The sequence below is a fragment of the Pseudomonas sp. NFPP07 genome (genome assembly GCF_900115645.1).
In the GTDB taxonomy this organism is placed as follows: Bacteria; Pseudomonadota; Gammaproteobacteria; order Pseudomonadales; family Pseudomonadaceae; genus Aquipseudomonas; species Aquipseudomonas chlororaphis.
Window position 1 is genome coordinate 217,002 of sequence record NZ_FOXG01000005.1, and the last position, 21,533, is coordinate 238,534.

Annotated in this window: 17 protein-coding genes; 1 reads left to right on the top strand and 16 read right to left on the bottom strand. The window is 65.9% G+C overall.

The genetic code is table 11. From position 1 onward, the window contains the following. Positions 1-74: 74 nt before the first annotated feature. From glgX to BM019_RS14640, 15 genes are all read right to left on the bottom strand, one after another. Positions 75-2,243 carry a glycogen debranching protein GlgX gene (gene glgX / locus BM019_RS14570; protein ID WP_009043700.1) on the bottom strand — a complete coding sequence of 723 codons (2,169 nt, stop codon included), beginning with the start codon at positions 2,241-2,243 and terminating at the stop codon, positions 75-77. Between the two features lie 113 nt (positions 2,244-2,356). Further along, a complete protein-coding gene (locus tag BM019_RS14575) occupies positions 2,357-2,713 on the bottom strand; it encodes a DUF2934 domain-containing protein (protein WP_092418685.1) in 357 nt (118 codons plus the stop codon). 21 nt (positions 2,714-2,734) lie between these two features. Beyond that, positions 2,735-5,527, bottom strand: coding sequence for a malto-oligosyltrehalose synthase (locus tag BM019_RS14580; protein WP_092418686.1), 2,793 nt, complete (start codon positions 5,525-5,527; stop codon positions 2,735-2,737). Further along, complete coding sequence (gene malQ / locus BM019_RS14585) at positions 5,524-7,605, bottom strand: 4-alpha-glucanotransferase (protein ID WP_092418687.1); 2,082 nt, start codon at positions 7,603-7,605, stop codon at positions 5,524-5,526. Before malQ ends, BM019_RS14580 begins: the two co-directional genes overlap by 4 nt. Then, positions 7,602-9,398 (bottom strand): malto-oligosyltrehalose trehalohydrolase, encoded by a 1,797-nt coding sequence (gene treZ, locus BM019_RS14590; RefSeq protein ID WP_092418688.1) that lies wholly within the window; start codon positions 9,396-9,398, stop codon positions 7,602-7,604. The genes malQ and treZ overlap by 4 nt, the downstream gene beginning before the upstream one ends. A gap of 13 nt (positions 9,399-9,411) precedes the next feature. Further along, positions 9,412-10,980 (bottom strand): glycogen synthase GlgA, encoded by a 1,569-nt coding sequence (glgA, locus tag BM019_RS14595; RefSeq protein ID WP_009043705.1) that lies wholly within the window; start codon positions 10,978-10,980, stop codon positions 9,412-9,414. A 486-nt stretch (positions 10,981-11,466) separates the two neighbouring features. Continuing rightward, positions 11,467-12,420, bottom strand: a complete 954-nt coding sequence (locus BM019_RS14600; protein ID WP_062825774.1) for a D-2-hydroxyacid dehydrogenase family protein — start codon at positions 12,418-12,420, stop codon at positions 11,467-11,469. A 21-nt stretch (positions 12,421-12,441) separates the two neighbouring features. After that, positions 12,442-13,467, bottom strand: coding sequence for an alpha/beta fold hydrolase (locus BM019_RS14605; RefSeq protein ID WP_092418689.1), 1,026 nt, complete (start codon positions 13,465-13,467; stop codon positions 12,442-12,444). A gap of 134 nt (positions 13,468-13,601) precedes the next feature. Then, positions 13,602-14,039, bottom strand: coding sequence for a YqaA family protein (locus BM019_RS14610; protein ID WP_092418690.1), 438 nt, complete (start codon positions 14,037-14,039; stop codon positions 13,602-13,604). Continuing rightward, entirely contained in the window at positions 14,036-14,485 is a 450-nt protein-coding gene (locus BM019_RS14615) for a DUF411 domain-containing protein (protein ID WP_053261030.1), read from the bottom strand. The genes BM019_RS14610 and BM019_RS14615 overlap by 4 nt, the downstream gene beginning before the upstream one ends. Before the next feature lie 205 nt (positions 14,486-14,690). Next, complete coding sequence (copD, locus tag BM019_RS14620) at positions 14,691-15,605, bottom strand: copper homeostasis membrane protein CopD (RefSeq protein WP_092418691.1); 915 nt, start codon at positions 15,603-15,605, stop codon at positions 14,691-14,693. Between the two features lie 3 nt (positions 15,606-15,608). Further along, entirely contained in the window at positions 15,609-15,992 is a 384-nt protein-coding gene (copC, locus tag BM019_RS14625; RefSeq protein ID WP_092418692.1) for a copper homeostasis periplasmic binding protein CopC, read from the bottom strand. Between the two features lie 57 nt (positions 15,993-16,049). Further along, complete coding sequence (locus BM019_RS14630; RefSeq protein WP_092418693.1) at positions 16,050-16,979, bottom strand: copper resistance protein B; 930 nt, start codon at positions 16,977-16,979, stop codon at positions 16,050-16,052. Continuing rightward, positions 16,976-18,802 (bottom strand): copper resistance system multicopper oxidase, encoded by a 1,827-nt coding sequence (locus tag BM019_RS14635; RefSeq protein WP_092418694.1) that lies wholly within the window; start codon positions 18,800-18,802, stop codon positions 16,976-16,978. Before BM019_RS14635 ends, BM019_RS14630 begins: the two co-directional genes overlap by 4 nt. Positions 18,803-18,924: 122 nt before the next feature. Beyond that, entirely contained in the window at positions 18,925-19,380 is a 456-nt protein-coding gene (locus BM019_RS14640; protein WP_009043714.1) for an SRPBCC family protein, read from the bottom strand. 530 nt (positions 19,381-19,910) lie between these two features. On the opposite strand from BM019_RS14640, the gene BM019_RS14645 reads away from it, so the two are divergent. Further along, the gene (locus BM019_RS14645) at positions 19,911-20,441 is read left to right on the top strand and encodes a hypothetical protein (protein ID WP_009043715.1); all 531 of its coding nucleotides are present in this window, start codon (positions 19,911-19,913) and stop codon (positions 20,439-20,441) included. Between the two features lie 61 nt (positions 20,442-20,502). Here the strand turns inward: BM019_RS14645 and BM019_RS14650 are convergent, their stop codons facing one another. Beyond that, positions 20,503-21,498: an aldo/keto reductase gene (locus tag BM019_RS14650; protein WP_092418695.1), complete on the bottom strand. Its 996-nt coding sequence runs from the start codon at positions 21,496-21,498 to the stop codon at positions 20,503-20,505. Positions 21,499-21,533 lie beyond the last annotated feature (35 nt).

Genomic DNA, 21,533 nt, shown 5'->3' on the forward strand with positions numbered 1-21,533 from the left:
CGACACCATCGTACATATGTCTGATGGGCTGGCCACTGCCCGTCATGCAATCCGGCAAATGGCCAATGACCTGTTCAATCGTCATCCTCGTGCTGCAGTTCGAACAGCAGCAGCGAGCGCCCGGTCACCGAGTACCGGTGGCCGAACTCGAAGCGTTCCTGGCCTTTCACCGAGGGCTGGTTGGTGTCGATCATGCAGGTCCAGAAACCGCCGTCGGGCACTTCCGGCAGGCTGAAGTTGACGATGTCGTGATGGGCGTTGACCACCAGCAACAGGGTCGCGTCGGCACCGGGGCGGCGTATCCCGGTTTCCTGGGCGCGGCCGTCGAGCAGCATGCCCAGGCAGCGGCCGTGGCTGTCCTGCCATTGTTCGATGGTCATCTCGCTGGCGTCCGGGGCGAGCCAGGTGACGTCCTTGACCCCGATATCCTCGTTGTAGTTGCCCACCAGGAAGCGTCCGCGGCGCAGGATCGGGTAGGTCATGCGCAGCTTGACCAGGCGCTTGACGAACTTCAGCAGCGACTTGCCGTCCTCGTCCAGGTCCCAGTTGACCCAGCCGATTTCGCTGTCCTGGCAATAAGCGTTGTTATTGCCGTGCTGGGTACGGGCGAACTCGTCGCCGGCGACGAGCATCGGCGTGCCCTGGGCCAGCAGCAGGGTGGCGAAGAAGTTGCGCATCTGGCGCAGGCGCAGCGCATTGATCTGCGGGTCGTCGGTAGGGCCTTCGACGCCGTGGTTCCACGACAGGTTGTGGTTGCTGCCGTCCTGGTTGTCCTCGTCGTTGGCTTCGTTGTGCTTGTCGTTGTACGACACCAGGTCATGCAGGGTGAAGCCGTCGTGGGCGGTCACGAAATTGACAGAGGTATAAGGCCGCCGGCCGCGCTGGTTGAACAGCTCGCCGGAGGCGGTCATGCGCGCGGCGAAGTCGGCGAGCTGGCCGTCGTCGCCTTTCCAGAAGGCGCGCACGGTGTCGCGGAACTTGTCGTTCCACTCCACCCATCCCGGCGGGAAACCGCCCACCTGATAACCGCCGGGGCCGATGTCCCACGGCTCGGCGATCAGCTTCACCTGGCGCAGCACCGGGTCCTGGCGGCAGGCCACGAGGAAGCTGTGGCGCTCGTCGAAGCCATCGTGGTAACGCCCGAGAATGGTCGCCAGGTCGAAGCGAAAACCGTCCACGTGCATTTCCGTGGCCCAGTAGCGCAGCGAGTCGGTGACCATCTGCAGCACGCAGGGATGGCTCAGGTCGAGGGTGTTGCCGGTCCCGGAATCGTTGATATAGAAGCGTTTGTCGTCGGGCATCAGGCGGTAGTAGGAGGCGTTGTCGATGCCGCGCATGGACAGGGTCGGGCCTTGCTCGTTGCCCTCGGCGGTGTGGTTGTAGACCACGTCGAGTATCACTTCGAGCCCGGCTTCGTGCAGGTGCGCGACCATTTCCTTGAATTCGGCGATCTTGCCGCTGGCCAGGTAGCGCGGGTCGGGGGCGAAGAAGGCGATGCTGTTGTAGCCCCAGTAATTGGTCATGCCCTTGTGCAGCAGGTGCTGGTCGTTGACGAAGGCATGGATCGGCAACAGCTCCACCGATGACACCCCGAGCTTGCGAATATGCTCCAGCACATCGTCCACCATCAGCCCGGCGAAGGTGCCGCGCACCGCCTCCGGCACCGAGGGATGACGCATGGTGAAGCCGCGCACGTGAGTCTCATAAATGATCGTTTTATCCCAGGGCACGCTGACCCGATGATCGTGGCCCCAGGTGTGGGCCGGGTCGATCACTTTGCATTTGGGCACGAAGGGCGCGCTGTCGCGCTCGTCGAAACTGAGGTCGGCGTCGGGGTGCCCGATGGTGTAGCCGAACAGCGCCTCGGACCATTTCAGCTGGCCCACCAGCTGTTTGGCATACGGGTCGATCAATAGCTTGTTGGGGTTGAAGCGATGACCGTTGGCCGGGTCGTAGGGGCCATGCACCCGATAGCCGTAGATCAGCCCGGGGTGGGCGTCGGGCAGGTAGCCGTGGAAGATCTCGTCGGTGTATTCCGGCAGTTCGATGCGTTCCAGCTCGACTTCGCCCGTGGCATCGAACAGGCACAGCTCGACCTTGGTGGCATTGGCCGAGAACAGGGCGAAGTTGACCCCCAGGCCGTCCCAGGTCGCGCCGAGCGGGAAGGGCAGGCCTTCGCGGATGCGCGAGGGCTCGGTGGCTTGCGGGGTTTTCGGCGTGGCGGCTGCTTTGGCGGTGGTCATGGGTGCTCCTGCGAATCAGATGGGCGAATGGGCTCCCTGTGGCGCTCGGGCGCGCCACGCACATGGGCAAGGTCGGCAGTGGAGGGTGGCGCGAACGCCTCGCGGCAGAGGCGTCAGCTGGTCGCTGGCTTGCGCGGTGCCCGCGGCTTTTTCGCCGCGCTGCTTTTGCTCCCGGGTGGCAATCCTTTTTCTGCGGGAGGCCGCTTTTCTCCAGGAGGCACCCTTTCTCCAGGAGGTACCAGGGGTGCTGCCGCCGCGGGTTTGGCGACGGCCTTGGGCTTTGCCGCGGGCTTGCCAGGCTTGGCGCTGGCGGCACGGGTCGCCCTGGGAGGTTTGCTCGGGGCCAGGGCCTCGGCTTCGGCCAGCTTGCGGGCCATTTCCCAATGCCGGTGTTCCTGGCCGTCGGGCCGGCCTTCCGATTCCCAGATTTGGTAGGCGAACTCACGAATGCGTTTGTCGTCGGTACTCATCGCAATGCTCCTGAACTGAACTCAAGTTTGGATGAAGAGGTTGACCGGGAAATCCCGCAATGCGCTGCTGATCATCAGATCCTTGTGGGGTGTGACTGCCCCCGTGGAAAAAAGTCCCTTCAGGTTTTGTCCTGGCGCGGCGAATGGCAGATGCACACGCGTATCGCCCCAATCCGGCGCGTCGACCCGGGGTTGCGCGCCGCTTTCCAGCAGCCCGGCGACCAGCCTGGGCACGATCACCACGGCGCGCTGGCCCTGGTGTTCGCGCATGAAGGCCAGCACCTTGTCGGCGTGTCGGCCCTGTACCGGCAGCGGCTGGTAAGTGCCCCGGCGAAACAGTTGCGGGTATTCGCCCCGGCGCGCCAGCGTGGCGGCGATCAGGGCCTGCTTGATGCGCCCGTCGCGCCAGTTCGCCAACAGTTCCATGGTTTCGCCGCAAGGGTCCAGAGCCTGCTGTCGGGCGGCGAAGTCCACCGGGCGACGGTTGTCCGGGTCCACCAGGCTGAAGTCCCAGAACTCGTTGCCCTGATACAGGTCCGGCACGCCGGGCACGGTCATGCGCAGCAAGGATTGAGCCAGGCCGTTGAGGGCGCCAGCGGGCGCGATGACCTGGACGGCTGTGCCGATGGCGCTGCGCAACGGCAGGCCCTCGGGGCTGAGCAACAGGCGCTCGATGAAGTCGTGCACGGCACTTTCATAGGCCTCGTTGGCCGCCGCCCAACTGCTGTGCAGCTTGGCTTCGCGCAGGGCTTTTTCCTGCCATTGCCAGAGGCGCTGGGCATAGTCGCGCAGGCCCTGGCGGTCGTCGCTGTGCAGTTCCAGCGGCCAGCTGCCGAGCAGGGCCTGATAGAGGATCAATTCGTCGCCGGCAGCGGGCGCCTGGGGATCGCTGCGCAGGGCCTGGGCCAGGCCGCGCCAGTGTTCCACCTGTTCGACGTACCAGGGGCCGAGTTCGCTGAGCACCGCCAGGCGCGCGCGGGCATCTTCGCCGCGCTTGTGGTCGTGGGTGGCGCTGGCCAGCAGGTTGTCGGGGAAAGCCTCCAGGCGTTCGCGGCAGGCGGCGTGGAAGTCTTCCACCGGGGCGCAGAACTGCTCGGTGGAAAAGCCGACGTCGTTGCGTGACAGCAGCACCGCCGAGCGATAGAGCGCGGTGTCTTCCACCGCCTTGGCCGCCGCCGGCGAGGTCAGTTGCTGGAAGCGCACGCAGGCATGCTTGAGCACCTTGCGCGGGCGCCCCGGTGGCAGCTGGCGCCAGCCGCGGCCGCCGAGCCACTGTTGCAGGTAGGCCAGCACCGGCCAGTCGGCTTCGCCCAGGGTGTCGCGGGCGCCTTGCAGGGCCTGCTGGAAAAAAACCTCGTCCGCCGCCGAGCGCCCGCAGGCGCCGATGTAGGTGCGGTACACCGGGAAGTGCACGATCAGTTCCTGCAAGGCACGACGGATGGCGCCGAGGGTCAGGTCGCGGCTCATCACGTCGTTGCGCGCCACTTGCAGCAGGGCCTGGGCCACGCTTTCGAAGTCGCTGGCCAGCGAGCCGTTGAGCAACTGCTGGCGCGCCAGCCGGGCCTCTTCGAGAAAGGCCGCCGGGCGTTCGCTGTGCCGGCTCCAGAGTTCGGCCAGGGGGGCGGCGCCTTGCGGGTCGTGTTGCAGCAGCGACAGCTGGTTCATGAACTCGTAGCCGGTGCTGCCGTCCACGCCCCAGTCGCGGCGCAGGGTTTCGCCAGCGCCGAGGATCTTCTCGACGTAGATCGGCAAGTGCTGGCCGGGGCGCAGGGCGTCGACCCGGCGCCGCAGTTTGCGGCAGTAGCCGCGGGGATCGGCCAGGCCGTCGATATGGTCGATGCGCAGCCCGTCCACCAGGCCGGCGGCGATCAACTGGAAGATTTTGCCGTGGGTGGCCTCGAACACCGCTGGGCGCTCGACCCGTAGCCCACCCAGTTCGTTGATGTCGAAGAAGCGCCGCCAGTTGATGTCGTCCGCCGCGGTGCGCCAGCTGGCCAGGCGGTAGCTCTGCTGCTCCAGCAGGGCGTGCAGGCGGGCGAAGCCCTGCGGCTGGCGCGAATCGTAGCGCGCCAGGTGCTGCTCGATGGCCGCGCGGACCTGCGGTTCACGGGCGGCTTCCTGCAGTTGTTGTTGCAAGGACTCGGCCTGGGTGTGGGCGTCGGGCTGGTAGCGCAGGGTGCTGAAGGCATCGGCCAGTGGCTTGAGGCGCTCGGCCGGCGCGGCGTCGGTCTCGCCCTGGAGCCGCAGCAGTTCGCCATAGTCGCTGGGGCAGATCGGGAAATGATGCTGGTAGTGCTCGACATGAAACTCGCCCCGTTCGGCATCGAAGCACAGCTTCAGCGCGCCTTCCTGCAGGGCTACGCCGTAGTCGCTGCCGAGGAACGGCAGCAGCAACTGGCCTTCCATCAAGGGGTCGGGGGAGTGCCACTGGATATCGAAAAATTCGCCGTAGGGGCTCAGGCGACCCCAGCGCAGCAGGTCATGCCACCAGGGATTGTCCGCGCCGCCGACCGCCATGTGGTTGGAGACGATATCCAGCAGCAGGCCCATGTCGTGCTGGCGCAGGCTGCGGACCAGGCGCTCCAGGGCGGCCTCGCCACCCAGTTCGGGGTTGACCCGGGTCGGGTCGACCACGTCGTAGCCGTGCATCGAGCCGGCTCGGGCGCACAGCAGCGGCGACGCGTACAGGTGGCTGATGCCCAGGCGGGCGAAGTAGGGCACCAGCGGCACCGCGTCGTCGAGAGTGAAGCCGCGATGAAACTGCAGGCGCAGGGTCGCCCGCATGGGCGGGCTGTGGTGCGTGGAATCCTTCATCGGTCGCGCTCGTGGGCCTGTTGCCGGGCGCAGGCCAGCAGCTCCAGGCGGCGCGCGGCGTCCGGGTCGTCGAGCAAGGCTGCGCTGCTGCCGGCCAGGCGCCGACGCCAGTTGGGATGGCTGTCGAGGGTGCCGGGCAGGTTGGCCTGTTCGTCGATGCCCAGGGCGTCCTCCAGGGGCAGCAGCACCAGCGGTGCGCGGGTATGGCCGAGGAAACGCACGCTGGCGTCCACCACCTGGTCGGCTTCGTGGGTGTCTTCTCGAAAGTTCTGCGGGTCGCGACTCAGGGCGTGGCGCAGGCCCTCGCGTTCGCGCTGGCGATGTTCGCGCCAATGGGTTTCGCCGCTTTCGTCCACCAGGCCCAGGCGCGCGCTCCAGTCAATGTCGCGGCCTTGCCACCAGCCGTTGAGGGTCGGCAGGTCATGGGTGCTGGTGGTGGCCAGGGCGTTGTCCGGCCAGTCGAGGATCGGCCGGAAATGCGTGCCGTGCTCCTGCTCGAACAGCAGCACGCGCATGCCGAGCATGGCCCGCGCGCTGAGTTTTTCCCGCAGGCCGTCGGGCACCGTGCCGAGGTCCTCGCCGAGGACGATCGCCTGGTGCCGGTGCGACTCCAGGGTCAGCAGGCGCAGAAGGTCGTCCACCGGGTAATACAGGTAGGCGCCGTCGCAGGGTGGGGCGCCGAGGGGGATCACCCACAGCCGCTGCAACCCCATCACATGGTCGATGCGCAGGCCGCCGGCATGGGCTAAGTTGGCCCGGAGCATTTCGATGAAAGCGTGGAAGCCATTGCGCACCAGGCCCTCCGGGGAAAAGGCGGAGATGCCCCAGCCCTGGCCCTGGCGATTGAGAATGTCCGGCGGCGCGCCGACGGTCAGCGCCGCCAGCAGTTCGTCCTGGCGACTCCAGGCCTGACTGCCGCCGCCGTCGGCGCCCACCGCCAGGTCGGCGATCAGGCCGATGCCCATGCCGCTGCTGCGGGCGGTGGCCTGCACGCGCTCCAGGCAACGGGCGATCAGCCATTGGCAGAAGGCATAAAAGCCGATATCGGCGGCATGCTCCTCGGCGAACTGCGCCAGCGCCGGGCTGCGTGGGGTGCGCCAGGCGTCGGGCCATTCGCGCCAGTCGAGGCTTTCGCCACGGGCGGCGCGCTGGGCCTGGATGGCTTCGAAGCGGCAGTGGTTTTCCAGGGCCTCGCCGCTGGCGTGGCGGAAGCTGGCGAAGTCCTGGTGCAGCGGATGCTCGCCCTGGCAGAAGCCGTCATAAAGCGCGCGCAGGACTTTCTGCCGGGCCTGGGCCGCCACCGGCCAGTCGACCATTGGCTGTTGTTCCAGCTGTTGCAGTTGCGGCCCGAGGCCGCTGGCATCGATCGCGCTGCGCCAGGCCCGCTCGCCGAGAATGGTCCCGGGCGCGGCGTACAGGCTGTTGAGAAACAGCCGGCTGGACGGCGAATAGGGGCTGTAGCGGCCGGTGTCGCTGCTGAACATGGCATGCAGCGGGCTGATGGCCACGGCCTCGGCGCCCCGTTCGCCGGCGACCCGGACCAGGTCTTCCAGCGCTTGGGTGTCGCCAAAACCACCGTCGCCGCTGCGCCGTAGCGAATACAGCTGTACGCTCAGGCCCCAGGCGCGGGGCGTGGCCTGGTCCACGGCGTCGGCGACGCTGTAGCAGCGCTCGGGCGCCACGGCCAGGGTGAAGTGCTGGCCGGCGATGCTCACCTCCTGGTAACCCACCGGGACCAGGCCCGGCAGCATGGAGTTGGCGTCCAGCCTGAGGTTGAGCACACCGCCGTCTTCGAGGTGGATTTCGCAGGGCGTGTCCGGGGCGAAGTAATGCCCCAGGTCCAGGCCCTGGCCGGCGTCGGCGGTCAGCAGCGGCGGCAGTTGCCGGCTCTGCTGCACCTGTAGCAGCTGGCGCAGGCTGGCTTCGATCTGCCGGTCGTTGTCGGCCGGATGGCCGAGGCTGGCCAGCACGGCTCGCAATACCCGTGGCTCGACCCGTTGCGGGCGGCCGTTGGCGTCGATCCAGTCGACGGCCAGGCCGGCCCGGCTGGCGAGGATTTCCAGTTGCGCGTCGCTCATGGGTGTTCTCCGTCAAGGTCTGGCGTGGGGGCGACTGCGTCGAGGCTGACCAGCGCGCTATAGGGGGCGAGAGTGCCTTGGCGCAACCGCTCGAACGCCTGGGCCGGGTATTCGAACAGGCGCTGCGCCGCGCTTGGCGGCTGTTGCTCGACATTGTGCGGGCTCAGGTTGAGGTCGATGCGCAGCTCCTGGCCATTGCCCAGGCGCCAGCGGGCACAGAGCGCGCCTTCGGCCAGCACCTCGGCGCCCAGGGCTTCGGCGCCGGGCAGGTAGGGCACGATGTGCTCGCGGCGCAGTTGCAACAGCTGGCGATACAGCGCCAGGGTCTGCTCGCCCTGGGCCGGGTCCGCCTGCGGCCTCGACGCGAGGAAGGTGTCCGGCGCATTCGGGTCGGGAATCTGCTCGCGTTTATGCGGATCGGCGAAGGCGCTGAAGGCGGCGAATTCGTCGCGCCGGCCCTCGCGCACCGCGTCCGCCAGTTCGCCGTGGTGGCTGGTGAAAAACAGGAAGGGCTGCGGCGCCGCCAGTTCGTCGCCCATGAACAGCAGCGGGATCATCGGCGACAGCAGCAACAGCACCGTGGCCGCCTGCAATGCCTGTGGCTCGGCCAGGCGCACCAGGCGCTCGCCGAAGGCACGGTTGCCGATCTGGTCGTGGTTCTGCAAAAACAGCACGAAGGCGCTGGGCGGCAAATGGCTGCTGGGTTCGCCGCGAGGGGTGCCGTGGCGGGTGACGTGGCCCTGATAGACGAACCCCTGGCTCAGGCAGCGCGCCAGTTTCTCGGTGGGGCGCTCGGCGAAGTCGGCGTAGTAGGCGTCGGTCTCTCCGGTGAGCAGCACATGCAGGGCGTTGTGGCCGTCGTCGTTCCACTGCGCGTCGAAGTGCTGCTCCAGCAGGCTGGCCTGGTTGTACTCGTTTTCCACGGTCAGCCAGACCTGCCGCGCCGGGTCGATCCGGCGGCGTACCCGCTGCGCCAGTTGTTGCAGGAAGTCGGGGTCGTCGATGGCATGCACGGCGTCCAGGCGCAAGCCGTCGAAGCGGTACTCCAGCAGCCACATCAGGGCATTGTCGATAAAGAAGTCGCGCACGGGCTGGCGGCGAAAGTCGATGGCCGCGCCCCAGGGCGTGTGCCGGTCTTCCCTGAAGAAGGCCTTGGCGTAGTGGTGCAGGTAATTGCCGTCGGGGCCGAAGTGGTTGTAGACCACGTCGAGTATCACCGCCATACCCAGGCCGTGGGCGCTGTCGATGAGTTGCCTGAGGTCGTCGGGCGAACCGTAGGAGGCTTCCGGCGCATAAGGCAGGACGCCGTCGTAGCCCCAATTGCGATCGCCGGGAAACTCCGCCAGGGGCATCAGCTCGATGGCGGTGATGCCCAGCTCGGCCAGGCGTGGCAGATGTTTTTCCACTGCGCGGTAACCGCCGAGCACGCCCACATGCAGCTCGTAGATCACCGCTTCGTGCCACGGCCGGCCTTGCCAGTGTGGGTGCCGCCAGCGATAGGCCCGGGGATCGACCACCAGGCTGGGGCCGTCGATGTCGCCGTCCTGGGCCCGGGACGCCGGGTCGGGGACGCGCAGGTCATCGTTGATCTTAAAGCGGTAGCGGGTGCCGGGCGGGCACTGGCCGATGAGCATGAACCAGCCGTTGGCCTGGGGCTGCATGGGCAGTGACACGCCGTCTTCGAGTTCGACGCTGACGTGTTGTGCGTCCGGCGCCCAGAGGGCAAAGCGGGTGCGCTCGGCATCGAGCGCAGTAGCGCCGTGGGGCCAGGTTTCCAGAGTCCTTGACGGCATCCAGGGTGCCCTCTCAGGGTTTGGCCGATTTTCCCAAGGCCTTGGCCACCAGCTGTTCATAGAGTTCGGCGTAGGGTTCCACCGCCTTGCACCAGTTGAAGGGCGCGGCCATGGCCCGGCAGCGCATGGCGTTGAGCAACTGCGGATAGGCGAACACCTTGAAGGCGCGGCCCAGGGCCTCTTGGTAGCTGGCCACGGTGGATTCGTCGAACAGAAAACCGGTGACGCCGTTCTCGATGGTGTCGGCCAGGCCGCCGGTATTGCGCGCCACCGGCAGCGAACCGAAGCGCTGGGCGTACATCTGGCTCAGGCCGCAGGGCTCGTAGCGCGAAGGCATCAGCAGGAAGTCGCTACCGGCGAACATGCGGCGGGCGTCGGTTTCGTTGAAACCGATGTTCACTCCGATGCGCCCGGGGAAACGCGCGGCCAGGGCGCGCATGGCCTGTTCTTCCTCCGGCTCGCCGCGGCCGATGATGGCGATCTGGCCGCCGGACTTGACGATGTACTCGGCCACGCCTTCGGTAAGGTCCAGGCCTTTCTGGTAGACCAGCCGCGAGACCACCGCGAACAGCGGGCCGCTGCTGGGGTCGAGGTCGAACATCCGCCGCACATGGGCGGCATTGGCGGCCTTGCCTTGCCAGTCGCCGATGGCGAAGGGGGTGGACAGGTGCGGGTCGGTGGCGGCGTCCCAGCTTTCGTCGATGCCGTTGGGGATGCCGCTGAGCTGGCCTTGCTGGGTCTTGCTGGCGAGGAAACCGTCAAGCCCGCAGCCGAAGGCCGGGGTGGTGATTTCCTGGGCATAGGTGGCGCTGACGGTGGTGATGTGGCTGGCGTAGGCCATGCCGGCCTTGAGGAACGACAGCTTGCCGTAGAACTCCATGCCTTCCTGTTGCAGGGCATGTTCGGGGATGCCCAGCTCCGGGCAGGAAGCCAGGCTGACCACGCCCTGGTACGCCAGGTTATGGATGGTGAACAGGGTTGGCGTGCGTTGCCCGCGCCAGTGCATATAGGCCGGCGCCAGCCCGGCGGGCCAGTCATGGGCGTGCACCAGGTCCGGGCACCAGTGGATCTGTGCCAGGTTGGCGGCGATGTCGGCGGCGGCCAGGCCCAGGCGGGCGAAGCGGATATGGTTGTCCGGCCAGTCGCGGCCGTTGTTGGCGCCGTAGGGCGAACCTTCGCGCTCATAGAGTTCGGGGCAGATCAGCACATAGATCACAAGGCCGTCGGGCATGTCCATGCGCCCGATCTTGCAGGCCGGCAGGGCCGCGTGGCCGCCCAGCTCGCCAATGATATGAATCGGGTTTTCGCTGTGCATCACCTGCCGGTAGCCGGGGATCAGCAGGCGTACATCGTGCAGGTGCGCCATGGCGCGGGGCAGGGCGGCCGACACGTCGCCCAGGCCGCCGGTCTTGACCAGGTCGGCGATTTCCGAAGTGACGAACAGGACCTTCTTGCGATTGGGGTTGTGGCGGATCAAGGGCAGTGACGTCTTGCCACCAGGGGCGAGAATCGATGTGGAGACCGTTTCACCGGCCAGCGGCAGAGGATGCTTTCCCTGGGTTTGCAATACGGCACTGGTCATCTGTTTCTCCCGTTTTATTGATCTGTTCCTGGCATCTGCCGGCGGTGTCAAAAGGCCAATCCGCTGGCCGGGCACAAAAACGTTGCGCATGCGAAAGCCGAACGCAGCCTCATGCGTCGACGCAAAGAGGGTGAAGGGGCCGTTGCAAGGATTGCACCAGTCGCGAAGGCCCTACCTTTAACCTGACCCAAGGCGTGAGCCAAAAGTTTCGACTTTATTTCCCTGGGAGTGACTGTCCGGTCACTTTTCGAATTCCAGTCTAGGACAGAAGTTAGAGCGCGGGCGTGACGATTAGGTTTTCTCGGGGCGAAGGTTGCGCTGCCCCGGAATAAAGCCGACGAAAGGCAGTCTCGCGCACCGGGCGGGGGCGAGGCTTTTTCGCCTTGGCGCGAAAACGGTGAGGGGCTGCAAGGGAGCGGTGCGGGGCGAACGCGCCAGCGCTCGATGATGGTGCAGGGCAGTGCTGGCGCAATGCCCTGGCGTGGTTCAGCCCAACTGGCGGATCGGCTGGCCGGCGGCCCAGGCCTGGATGTCTTCGATCATCTGGGCGAAGAACTGCCGGTAGTTCTGTTGGCTGACATAACCGACATGGGGCGTGGCCAGCACGTTGGGCAGGCGGCGCAACGGATGATCGAGGGGCAGCGGCTCCTGCTCGAACACATCCAGCGCCGCGCCGGCCAGGCGCCCGCGTTCGAGGGCGCTGATCAGCGCCGCTTCATCGACGATCGGCCCGCGGGCGGTGTTGACCAGCAGCGCCGAGGGCTTCATCCAGGCCAGTGCCTGGGCGTCCACCAGGCCGCGGCTGCGTTCGCTGAGCACCAGATGCACCGAGAGCACGTCGGCCTGTTCGAACAACTGTTGCTTGTTCACGTAGGTCACGCCGGCCGCCGCGGCCCGTTCGGCGGTGAGGTTCTGGCTCCAGGCGATCACCCGCATGCCGAACACCTGGCCGAACTGCGCCACCCGCTGGCCGATGCTGCCCAGGCCGAGAATGCCCAGGGTCTTGCCGTGCAGGTCGCCGCCCAGCCCCTGTTGCCAGAGGCCGGCGCGCAGCGCGCTGGCTTCGCTGAGCAGGTTGCGGGTCTGGGCCATGATCAGCGCCCAGGTCAGCTCCGGCGCCGCGTGCTTGTAACTGTCGGTGCCGCACACCTGGATGCCCAGGCGGGTCGCGGCGGCGAGGTCGATGGCGGCATTGCGCATGCCTCCGGTGAGCAACAGCTTGAGCCGCGGCAGGCTGCGCAGCAGGGCCGCGTCGAAACGGCTGCGCTCGCGCATCACGCAGATCACCTCGAACGGCGCCAGGCGCTCGCTCATGGCGGCGGTGTCGCTGGGGTAGTCATGGATAAAGCTGACCTGGCCGATGCCCGCCAGCACCGACCAGTCGACGACGTCACGGGCGACGTCCTGCCAATCATCGATTACCGCGATCTGCACACTCATGAAGGCTCCGGGGAAAACGCATCAATGTGACGCCAGCCAGCCCAGCAGGGCCTGGTGGAATTGCGCCGGTTGTTCCATCTGCGGGGCGTGGCCCAGGCCCGGGAACTCGATCAGGGTCGAGTGCGGGATAAGCCCGGCCACTTGCTTGCCCAGCACCTGGTAGTTGCCGATCCGCGCCTTGACCGTCGGCGGCGCGATATCGCTGCCGATCGCCGTGGTGTCGGAGGTGCCGATCAACAGCAGGGTCGGCATCTTCAGGTCCTTGAACTCGTAGTACACCGGCTGGGTGAAGATCATGTCGTAAATCAGCGCCGAGTTCCACGCCACCCGGGTGTGCCCGGGGCCCTTGTTGAGGCCGGCGAGCATGTCCACCCAGCGCTCGAATTCCGGCTGCCAGCGGCCGCCGTAATAAGTGCTGCGCTCATAGTCGCGGATGCCCTCGGCCGACAGCTTGAGCTCGCGGGCGTACCACTGGTCGACGCTGCGGTAGGGCACGCCGAGGGCCTTCCAGTCTTCCAGGCCGATCGGGTTGACCAGCGCCAGTTGCTGCACCTGCTCGGGGTATTGCAGGGCATAACGGGTGGCCAGCATGCCGCCGGTGGAATGGCCCAGCAGGCTGACCTGCCGGACGCCCAGCCGGTCCAGCAGTTGCCGGGTGTTCTGCGCCAGCTGCTGGAAGCTGTATTGATAGTGCTCGGGCTTGCTGGAGGTGCAGAAGCCGATCTGGTCCGCGGCTATGACCCGGTAGCCGGCGTCGCTCAGGGCCTTGATCGAGGTGTCCCAGGTCGCGCCGCAGAAATTCTTGCCGTGCATCAGCAGCACGCTGCGACCGTTGGGCGTGCCCTTGGCCGGAACATCCATATACCCCATCTGCAAGGCCTGGCCCTGGGACTCGAAGGCAAAGTGCTGCAGCGGGTAGGGATAGTCGAAGCCTTGCAGCTCGGGACCGTAGGCCGGGCCTTCGGCGGCAAGGGCGGGCAGGGCGGCGGTCAGCAACAGGCCGGGTAACCAGCAGGTGAGGCTCCAGCGGGTGGGGCTTAGGGACATACATGACCTCCGAGAGAAATGAGCCGATCCTGGCGCGGCGTGATTAGGGCGACATTAATAAGCAGAGGCCATCGCCAGGGCGAAACGTTCCCTTCGTGGTCATGCTTATAAGCCTGGAGGCGTGCCCCGTCAGCTCAGCCCACCCAGCCGAGGGTCATCCAGGCCAGCACGCCATAACGCGCACCCTTGGCCAGGGTGACGATCAGCAGGAAGCGCTTGAGCGGTTCGCCCATGATTCCGGCCACCAGGGTCAGCGGGTCGCCGATGATCGGCAGCCAGCTCAGCAGCAGGGACCAGTGGCCGTAGCGTTGGTAATGGCCGCGGGCCCGTTGCAGATGACGTGGGCCGACGGGGAACCAGCGGCGGTCCTTGTAGTGTTCCAGGCGCTGGCCCAGCCACCAGTTCACCAGGGACCCCAGGACATTGCCGAGGGTGGCGACGGCCAGCAGCAGCCAGACCGGGTGCTGGCCATTGAGCAGCAGGCCCACCAGCACGGCCTCGGATTGCAGCGGCAGCAGGGTGGCGGCGCCGAAGGCCGCCAGGAACAGGCCGAGGCAGGCGGTGAAGATCAATGGGCCGGGTAGTCCGCGACCACCACGTCCTTGCCGTCCCTGGTCAGGCCGATGACCTGGTAGGCATCGGCGGGCATGCCGTCCATTTCCATGCCGGGCGAGCCCATGGGCATGCCGGGGGCGGCGACGCCGAGCAGGTCATCGCGCTTGCTCAGGGCCAGCACCTGGTCCGCCGGTACATGGCCTTCGACGAATTTGCCGTTGATCACCGCGGTGTGGCACGACGCCAGGCGCGGGGCCACGCCCAGGCGCTGCTTGACTTCGCTCATATTGCTTTCGACGTGGTCGTTGACCTTGAAGCCGTTGGCTTGCAGGTGCTCGATCCATTTCTTGCAGCAGCCGCAGTTGGCGTCGCGGTGCACATCGATCGGGATCAGGTCGGCGGCCTGGGCCAGGGAGCCGACGAGCAGGGCAGACAGGGCTGCCAGGCGCAGAGTGTTGTTCATAGGGAGTCTCTTGATCATCAGGGCGCCTCGGGGGCGCGGTGTTGGACCGACAGGGTTGCGTATTTTGCTACTTTTCTCGAGCGCGGCGCAGCGCTTGTGTTTCAACGTTATACCAAGTGCTGGCCATTCGGGTTGTCTGGTCCTGCGCGTTGTCGTTCATTGCGGGCATGCCTCGTTCCTACAGAAGCATGCCCGCGATAGGCGTTCATTCGGGAGCCGGGCTCAGGATGCCAAGCGTGGCCACCAGGCCGACAATCAGCAGGGCCGCCGCCAGTTCCAGGAGCATGCTGCGACGCAAGGCGGGCAGGGCCGCTGCGGGTGAGCCATGGTGCAGCGCCTGTTCCAGCTGCGGGACCAGATGGAAACGGTTCAACGCGGCGAACACCAGCATGCTGGCGAACACCGCCACCTTCAGGCTGAGGAGCAGGCCATAGGTGCTGGCGCTCAACGTTGCCGGGTCCGGGCCGACGATCAGCAGGTAGTTGAGCACGCCGCTGATGGTCAGGACGATCACGATCAGCGTGCCCAGGCTGGCAAACCCCTTCAGGGCATCGAGCAGGTGGCCTGCCTGCGGTTCGTCTTCGCAGGCGTCACGACGCAGCAGCAGGGCGAAAGCCGCCAGGGCTCCCAACCAGGCGCCGGCACCCAGCAAATGCAGGATGTCGCTGCCCAGATGCAGGTAACGCCGGGCACCTTCGCTCATTGCCCCGTGGCCGCCCCAGGCCAGGCTGGCCAGGGCTGCCGCCGCGCACAGAATCAGGCCGTAGAGGGTGAACCTCGGCCAGCCACTGCTGAACAGAAGCAGCCCCCCCGCCAGCAGCAACGCCGCCAGGCGCAGCAGCCAGCTTTGGCCGACAGCGGTTTCCAGCATGAGCGCAGACAGCAGCGCCGGGTCCAGTTCGGCCAGGCTGGTCGCACCACTCATCGACAGCGCCAGCTGCAGCAGTGCGGCGCCCGACAGCAACGCGCCCAGCACCAGGGCGGTCGCCAGGGACCGGCGAAAACGCCAGCGGCTCTGCGCGCCACGCAGCCCGTAAAGGCTGAACAGCGCCAGGCCGAACAGCAGCGTCAGATCGAGGTACAGGGCAAAACGCAGGGCGACGTTGATGAGTTCGCCCATGGCTCAGTTGACTTCGAAGGTCAGGTTGCCGGTGATCGGATGGGTGTCGGCGGACACCGCCCGCCACTCGACTTTGTAGCTGCCCTTCGCGAGCGGGGCGGCGGGGCTGATGATCATGCTTTTCGGATCGCTGCCGCCGGCCACGCTGGCCTTGACCGGCATCGGTGCGTGGCTCATCCCGGGCATGCCGGTCATCAGCAGCCGAGCCCCGGAGAACTTGGTGGTAAGGGGTTCCGAGAATTGCAGTTCGATCTTCGCCGGCGCCGCGCCCTTGGCGCCTTCGGCCGGGGTCGAGGCCAGCAGCTTGGGGTGCGCCTGGACGACGCCGGCGAGGGTCAGGCCGGCACCGAAAGTGACGGCGATGGCGAGATGCTTGAGGTAGGACATGCAAGGCTCCAGGCGGCATTGGCCGCGTGATGTTTTTAGTTATCTATTGAAGGGAAGTCAGAACCACAGGCGCACACCGAGCACCAGGCGGGCTTCGCTGTTGTCTTCGCCTTCTTCTCGGGCGTAGTCCGCGGTCTTGCCGTAGCTGCGGCTCCAGCTCACGCCGACGTAGGGCGCGAACTGGCGGTGCAGCTCATAGCGCAGGCGCAGGCCGGCCTCCAGCGAGGAGAGTCCCGAGCCGATGCCCCGTTGCGGGTCGTTCTTGCCGTACAGGCTGACCTCCGCGTTGGGTTGCAGGATCAGGCGGTTGGTCAGCAGGATGTCGTATTCGGCCTGGAATTCCAGGGCGCTCTGGCCGCCTTCGCCGAGGTAGGCGGTGGCCTGGCTTTCGAAGTTGTACAGGGCCATGCCTTGCAGCCCGAGGGCGGCCCAGGTCTGTGGCGCGCCGGGCTTGAAGTCCTGGCGCACGCCACTGACCAGATCCCACCAGGGGCCGATGGCATGGCCCCAGAGCGCTTCGACCTGGGCGTTTTCGGTCCGGCCGTTAGTGCGCTCGCCCTCGCTGCGCAGCCACAGCCGGTCGATGTCACCGCCAATCCAGCCGTTCATTTCCCAGGCCAGGGCACTGCCGTCATCGGCGTCCTGGTATTCCAGGCGATCGACCAGCCACAGCGAGTTGATCGCCTTGTCGTGCACGCCGTGGCCGGCCACCGGCGGGAAGGCGGCGCGGCGGTCGGCATCGGTGAGTACCGGGATCGGCGTGCGGCTTTGGGTGGGCGCCGCGGATTCCATGGTCTGCAAGGGTTCGCCGTCCATGCCGGTCATCTGGCTGTGGTCCATGCCCGGCATCGGGTTGCCTGGCATGGAGGAGGCCGGCATGGACGAATGATCCATGCTGGAGTGATCCATGCTTTCGGCGGCCTGCAGGGTGCCGGCGCTGAGGCCGAGCAGGGTGGCGAACAGGGTCAAGGCATTTTTCGGCATCATGCGGCGCTCCCGGCTTCGTCCACGCGTACTTCGCGAAACATGCCCATCTCCATGTGGAACAGCAGGTGGCAGTGATAGGCCCAGCGCCCCAGGGCATCGGCGGTCACCCGGTAGCTGCGCTTGCTGCCCGGTGGCATGTCGATCGTGTGCTTGCGCACCAGGAAGCGCCCCTGTTCGTCTTCCAGGTCGCTCCACATGCCGTGCAGGTGGATGGGGTGGGTCATCATGGTGTCGTTGACCAGGGTGATGCGTACCCGCTCGCCATAGGTCAGGCGCAGGGGCTCGGCGTCGCTGAACTTGATGCCGTCGAACGACCAGGCGAATTTTTCCATGTGCCCGGTCAGGTGCAGCTCGAGGGTGCGGCTCGGTTCGCGCCCGTCGGGGTCTTCGAAGGTGCTGCGCAGGTCGGCGTAGGTCAGTACCCGACGGCCGTTGTCGCGCAGGCCGATACCCGGGTCGGCGAGTTTCGGCGTCGGGCTCATGGTCTGCATGTCCACCAGCGGGTTGCCGTCTTCCGAGGCCGGGTGGCTTTGCATGGCGCCACCCATGGCGCCGTGGTCCATGCCCGACATGCCAGCCATGCCGCTGTGGTCCATGCCAGCCATGTTGCCCTGATCCATCCCCTGCATCTGGCTGTGGTCCATGCCCTGCATCTGGCCATGATCCATGCCGGGCATGGCGCCCATGCCAGCCATGCTGCCGTGGTCCATGCCCATGTCGGCCATGCTGATCAGCGGCCGCGGGTCCAGAGGCGGCACGGGCGCGCTCAGCCCCGGACGCTGGCTCAGGGTGCCGCGGGCGTAGCCGCTGCGGTCCATGGCCTGGGCGAACAGGGTGTAGGCTTCCTGCGAGCCGGGCTCGACCAGCACGTCGTAGGTCTCCGCCACGGCGATGCGCAGTTCATCGACGCTGACCGGCTGCACATACTGGCCGTCGGCGGCGACCACGGTCATCTTCAGGCCGGGAATGCGCAGGTCGAAGTAGCTCATGGCCGAGCCGTTGATCAGGCGCAGGCGCAGCTTCTCGCCCGGTTTGAACAGCCCGGTCCAGTTGCCGCCCGGGCTCTGGCCGTTGATCAGGTAGGTGTAGGTATGACCGCTGACGTCCGCCAGGTCGGTGGGGGTCATTTTCATCTGCGCCCACATCTTGCGATCGGCGAGGGTGGCCGCCCAGCCGTCGCGGCTGACGTCCTCGATAAAGTCACCGACCGTGCGCTTGTGGAAGTTGTAGTAGCCGGGCTGCTTTTTCAGGATGTGCATCAGGCGCTCGGGCGCCTCGTCGCTCCAGTCGCTGAGCATCACCACGTAGTCGCGGTCGTACTGGAAGGGTTCCGGCTCGCGGGCCTCGATCACCAGTGGCCCGTAGACCCCGGCCTGTTCCTGCAAGCCCGAGTGGCTGTGGTACCAGTAGGTGCCGTTCTGCCGGACCTTGAAGCGGTATTCGTAGAGGCCGCCGGGGGCGATGCCGTGGAAGCTCAGGCCGGGCACGCCGTCCATGTTGGCCGGCAGGATCAGGCCGTGCCAGTGGATCGAGGTATCCTCCTTGAGGCGGTTGCGCACCCGGATGGTCACGGTGTCGCCCTCGCGCCAGCGCAGCAGCGGGCCGGGCAGGCCGCCGTTGATGGTCATCGCAGTGCGGGATGTGCCGCTGTAGTTGACCTGGGATTCACCGATGAACAGGTCGAACTGCTGGCCGCTGAGGGCGGGCAGCTGACCGTCCTCGCTGCGTGCCCAGAGCGGCTGTTGCCATAGCCCGGTGCCGGCCAGTACGCCACCGGCGGCCAGGCCCTTGATAAAACTGCGTCGTGTGGGTTTCACATGCATGCCCCAAGGCTCCCTCGATCCTGCTGGTCAGGTATGAGGCGACCTTAAGCGGCGCGGCCTGTCAGAAAACTGAGGTGAAGATTACAGATTTGTCAGCCAGCGCCGCGCCACCCGTTGCCGGATCAGTGGGCGATCTTTTCCAGGTTGCGCTTGAGGTTGACCATGGCCAGTTGGGACAAGTGCTCGATACGCGGGCGCAGGCTGAGCAGGTTGAGGTCGGAGCAGTAGTGCAGGGTGCGCTTGAACAGGGTTCCGTCCCCGTATTTGCACAACTGATAGTGGATCGAGCCGTCTGCTGGCGCAGAACTGAAGACGATCTTGAACTCCTTGGGAAATACCGCGACCAGTACCCGGCAGCTCATGTGGATCTGCAGGCCGAGCAGATCGATGGTTTTGCTGAAGCGATGCCCCGCCGGCAACGAGCCAGCGAGGCCGGTGTCGGCGCGCAGGGAAGCGGGATGCCACTCGTGCCAGCGATCCGGCTGAGTCACGTAGTAGTAGACGGTATCGATCGGCGCGTCGATGTAGAGCTCATGGAAGATGAGCTCGTCCAAAAGGTGCTGCTGACGTTGTTCCATGATGCACCTCCTTGCAGTAGGAGCATCAAATATAGTTGCCCGCGCGCCTGCCATGGAGGCGCGTAAATCGACCATTCAGCGGACTTCGCGGTGGCTCATCAAGAGGGTGATGCACGGCTTTTCCCGTTGTAAGGGGGAGGGCACCATGCACAGTTGGGGCGTCGCGCGGCAATGTCGTGGAAGATCCCCGCAAGATAGCGTCATGAATGCTTGGAAGATCATCTGATCGCAACTAACCATTCGGTACATTAATAGCTGTAAGTTGTCGCTTAGTTGTCACGGGTTGGATTGTTAAACAATTGTTTCAGCTAGAAAAACCGTGGCTTCCAGGCATTTGTATCGGAAATGTACAAAAATTGTAAAAAGCCGAAATATTTGTTGGAGAGGTGCTTTGGCGCGCCGATACTCACGGGCATCGTTTTCCCTCAATCAGGCTTTTCAGACGCTTATTAGTTGAACTTGCGCAACCCTCTAGTTGGCTGTGCAAGTGGATATAAGGCCATGGAAAAGCCCGTACACAGGAGTCTTTTATGACAATTGGATATGTCGGCGGCTGGACCAGCAAGGCCGGTCTGCTGGTGCAGGACACTGGCACCCGCGGCAAGCCGGTCAGCCAGAGCGTCAAGGTCAAGCAGATGCTCGCCCTGGTCGGCCAGAACCCGCTGGCGCTGAACGTGTTCAAGATGGACGAAATGAAGCTGCACAAGCAGATCAAGGGTTTCGATCCGGAGAATGTCAGCGCCAAGCAGCTGGGCAACATGAGCACCTTCCTCAAGCAGAAGGGGCTGATCAGCGACGTGACGGCGATGACCCTGCTCAACGCCGGCGACAAGTTCGACCGCTTCGGCGTGCAGGCCGATCCGGATGCCAAGTTCAATGCCCTGGAGTACTTCGCGATCCAGCTGGACAACATCCAGACCAACAACCTCAAGGGCAACAAGTACGCCAGCTACCTGATCCCCGAGTACAAGAAAGCCATCTATGTGCTGCAGAACCTGCAAAGCTACGGCAAGGGCAACGGCACCACGGTGACCGACAAGAATCACTCCGCCAAGGCGTGAGGCGACAAACAACGGCCCTCGACCGATCAACCGGTCGAGGGCCTTTTTTGTGGCGGGCTGTTTACCGGTCGAGCAAGGCCATCACTGCGTGCGGGTAACGCTCGCCGGCGGTGGCGTCGGGTGTGAAGATCCGTTCCAGGGCCTGCAGTTCGTCGGCGCCGAGGCGGACCTGCAGCGCGGCGACATTCTCCTCCAGGTACTTGCGTTGCTTGGTGCCCGGAATCGGGATCAGGTAGTCGCCCTGCGCCAGCACCCAGGCCAGGGCCAGTTGCCCGGCGGTGATGCCCTTGGCCGCCGCGAGTTGCTTGACCTGTTCCACCAGCAGCAGGTTCCTGGTGAAGTTCTCACCCTGGAAGCGCGGGCTGAAACGCCGGTAGTCGTCGGCGGCGAAATCCTCCGGGCTCTTCAGGGCGCCAGTGAGAAAGCCTCGCCCCAGCGGGCTGTAGGGCACAAAGGCGATGCCCAGGCGTTGGCAGGCCGCCAGGCAGCCGTTGTCTTCCTGGTCGCGGCTCCACAACGAATATTCGCTTTGCAGGGCGCTGATCGGATGCACCTTGTGGGCCCGCTCCAGCGTTGCCGCCGAGGCTTCGCTGAGCCCCAGGTAGCGGACCTTGCCGGCTCGCACCAGCTCGGCCATGGCGCCGACGGTTTCCTCGATGGCCACGTCCGGGTCGATGCGGTGCTGGTAATACAGGTCCAGGGTGTCCACACCCAGACGCTGCAAGGTGCCGTCGATCGCCTGGCGAATGTAGTCGGGGCGGCCGTTCACTCCGCGCGCCGCCGGGTCGCCGGGGTTGCGGACGATGCCGAACTTGCTGGCCAGGAATACCTGGTCGCGTTTGCCGCGGATCGCCTGGCCGATCAGGATTTCGTTGCTGTGGGGGCCGTACATGTCGGCGGTGTCCAGCAGGTTGATCCCCAGTTCCAGGGCGCGATGCAAGGTGGCGGTGGCTTCCCGGGTATCGGTGCCGGTGGTGTAGAAATCGGTCATGCCCATGCAGCCAAGGCCGATGGCTGACACTTGCGGGCCGTTCTTGCCCAGTTGGCGGGTTTGCATAGGAGAAGCTCCAGTGGATGGGGTGGCGGCCATTG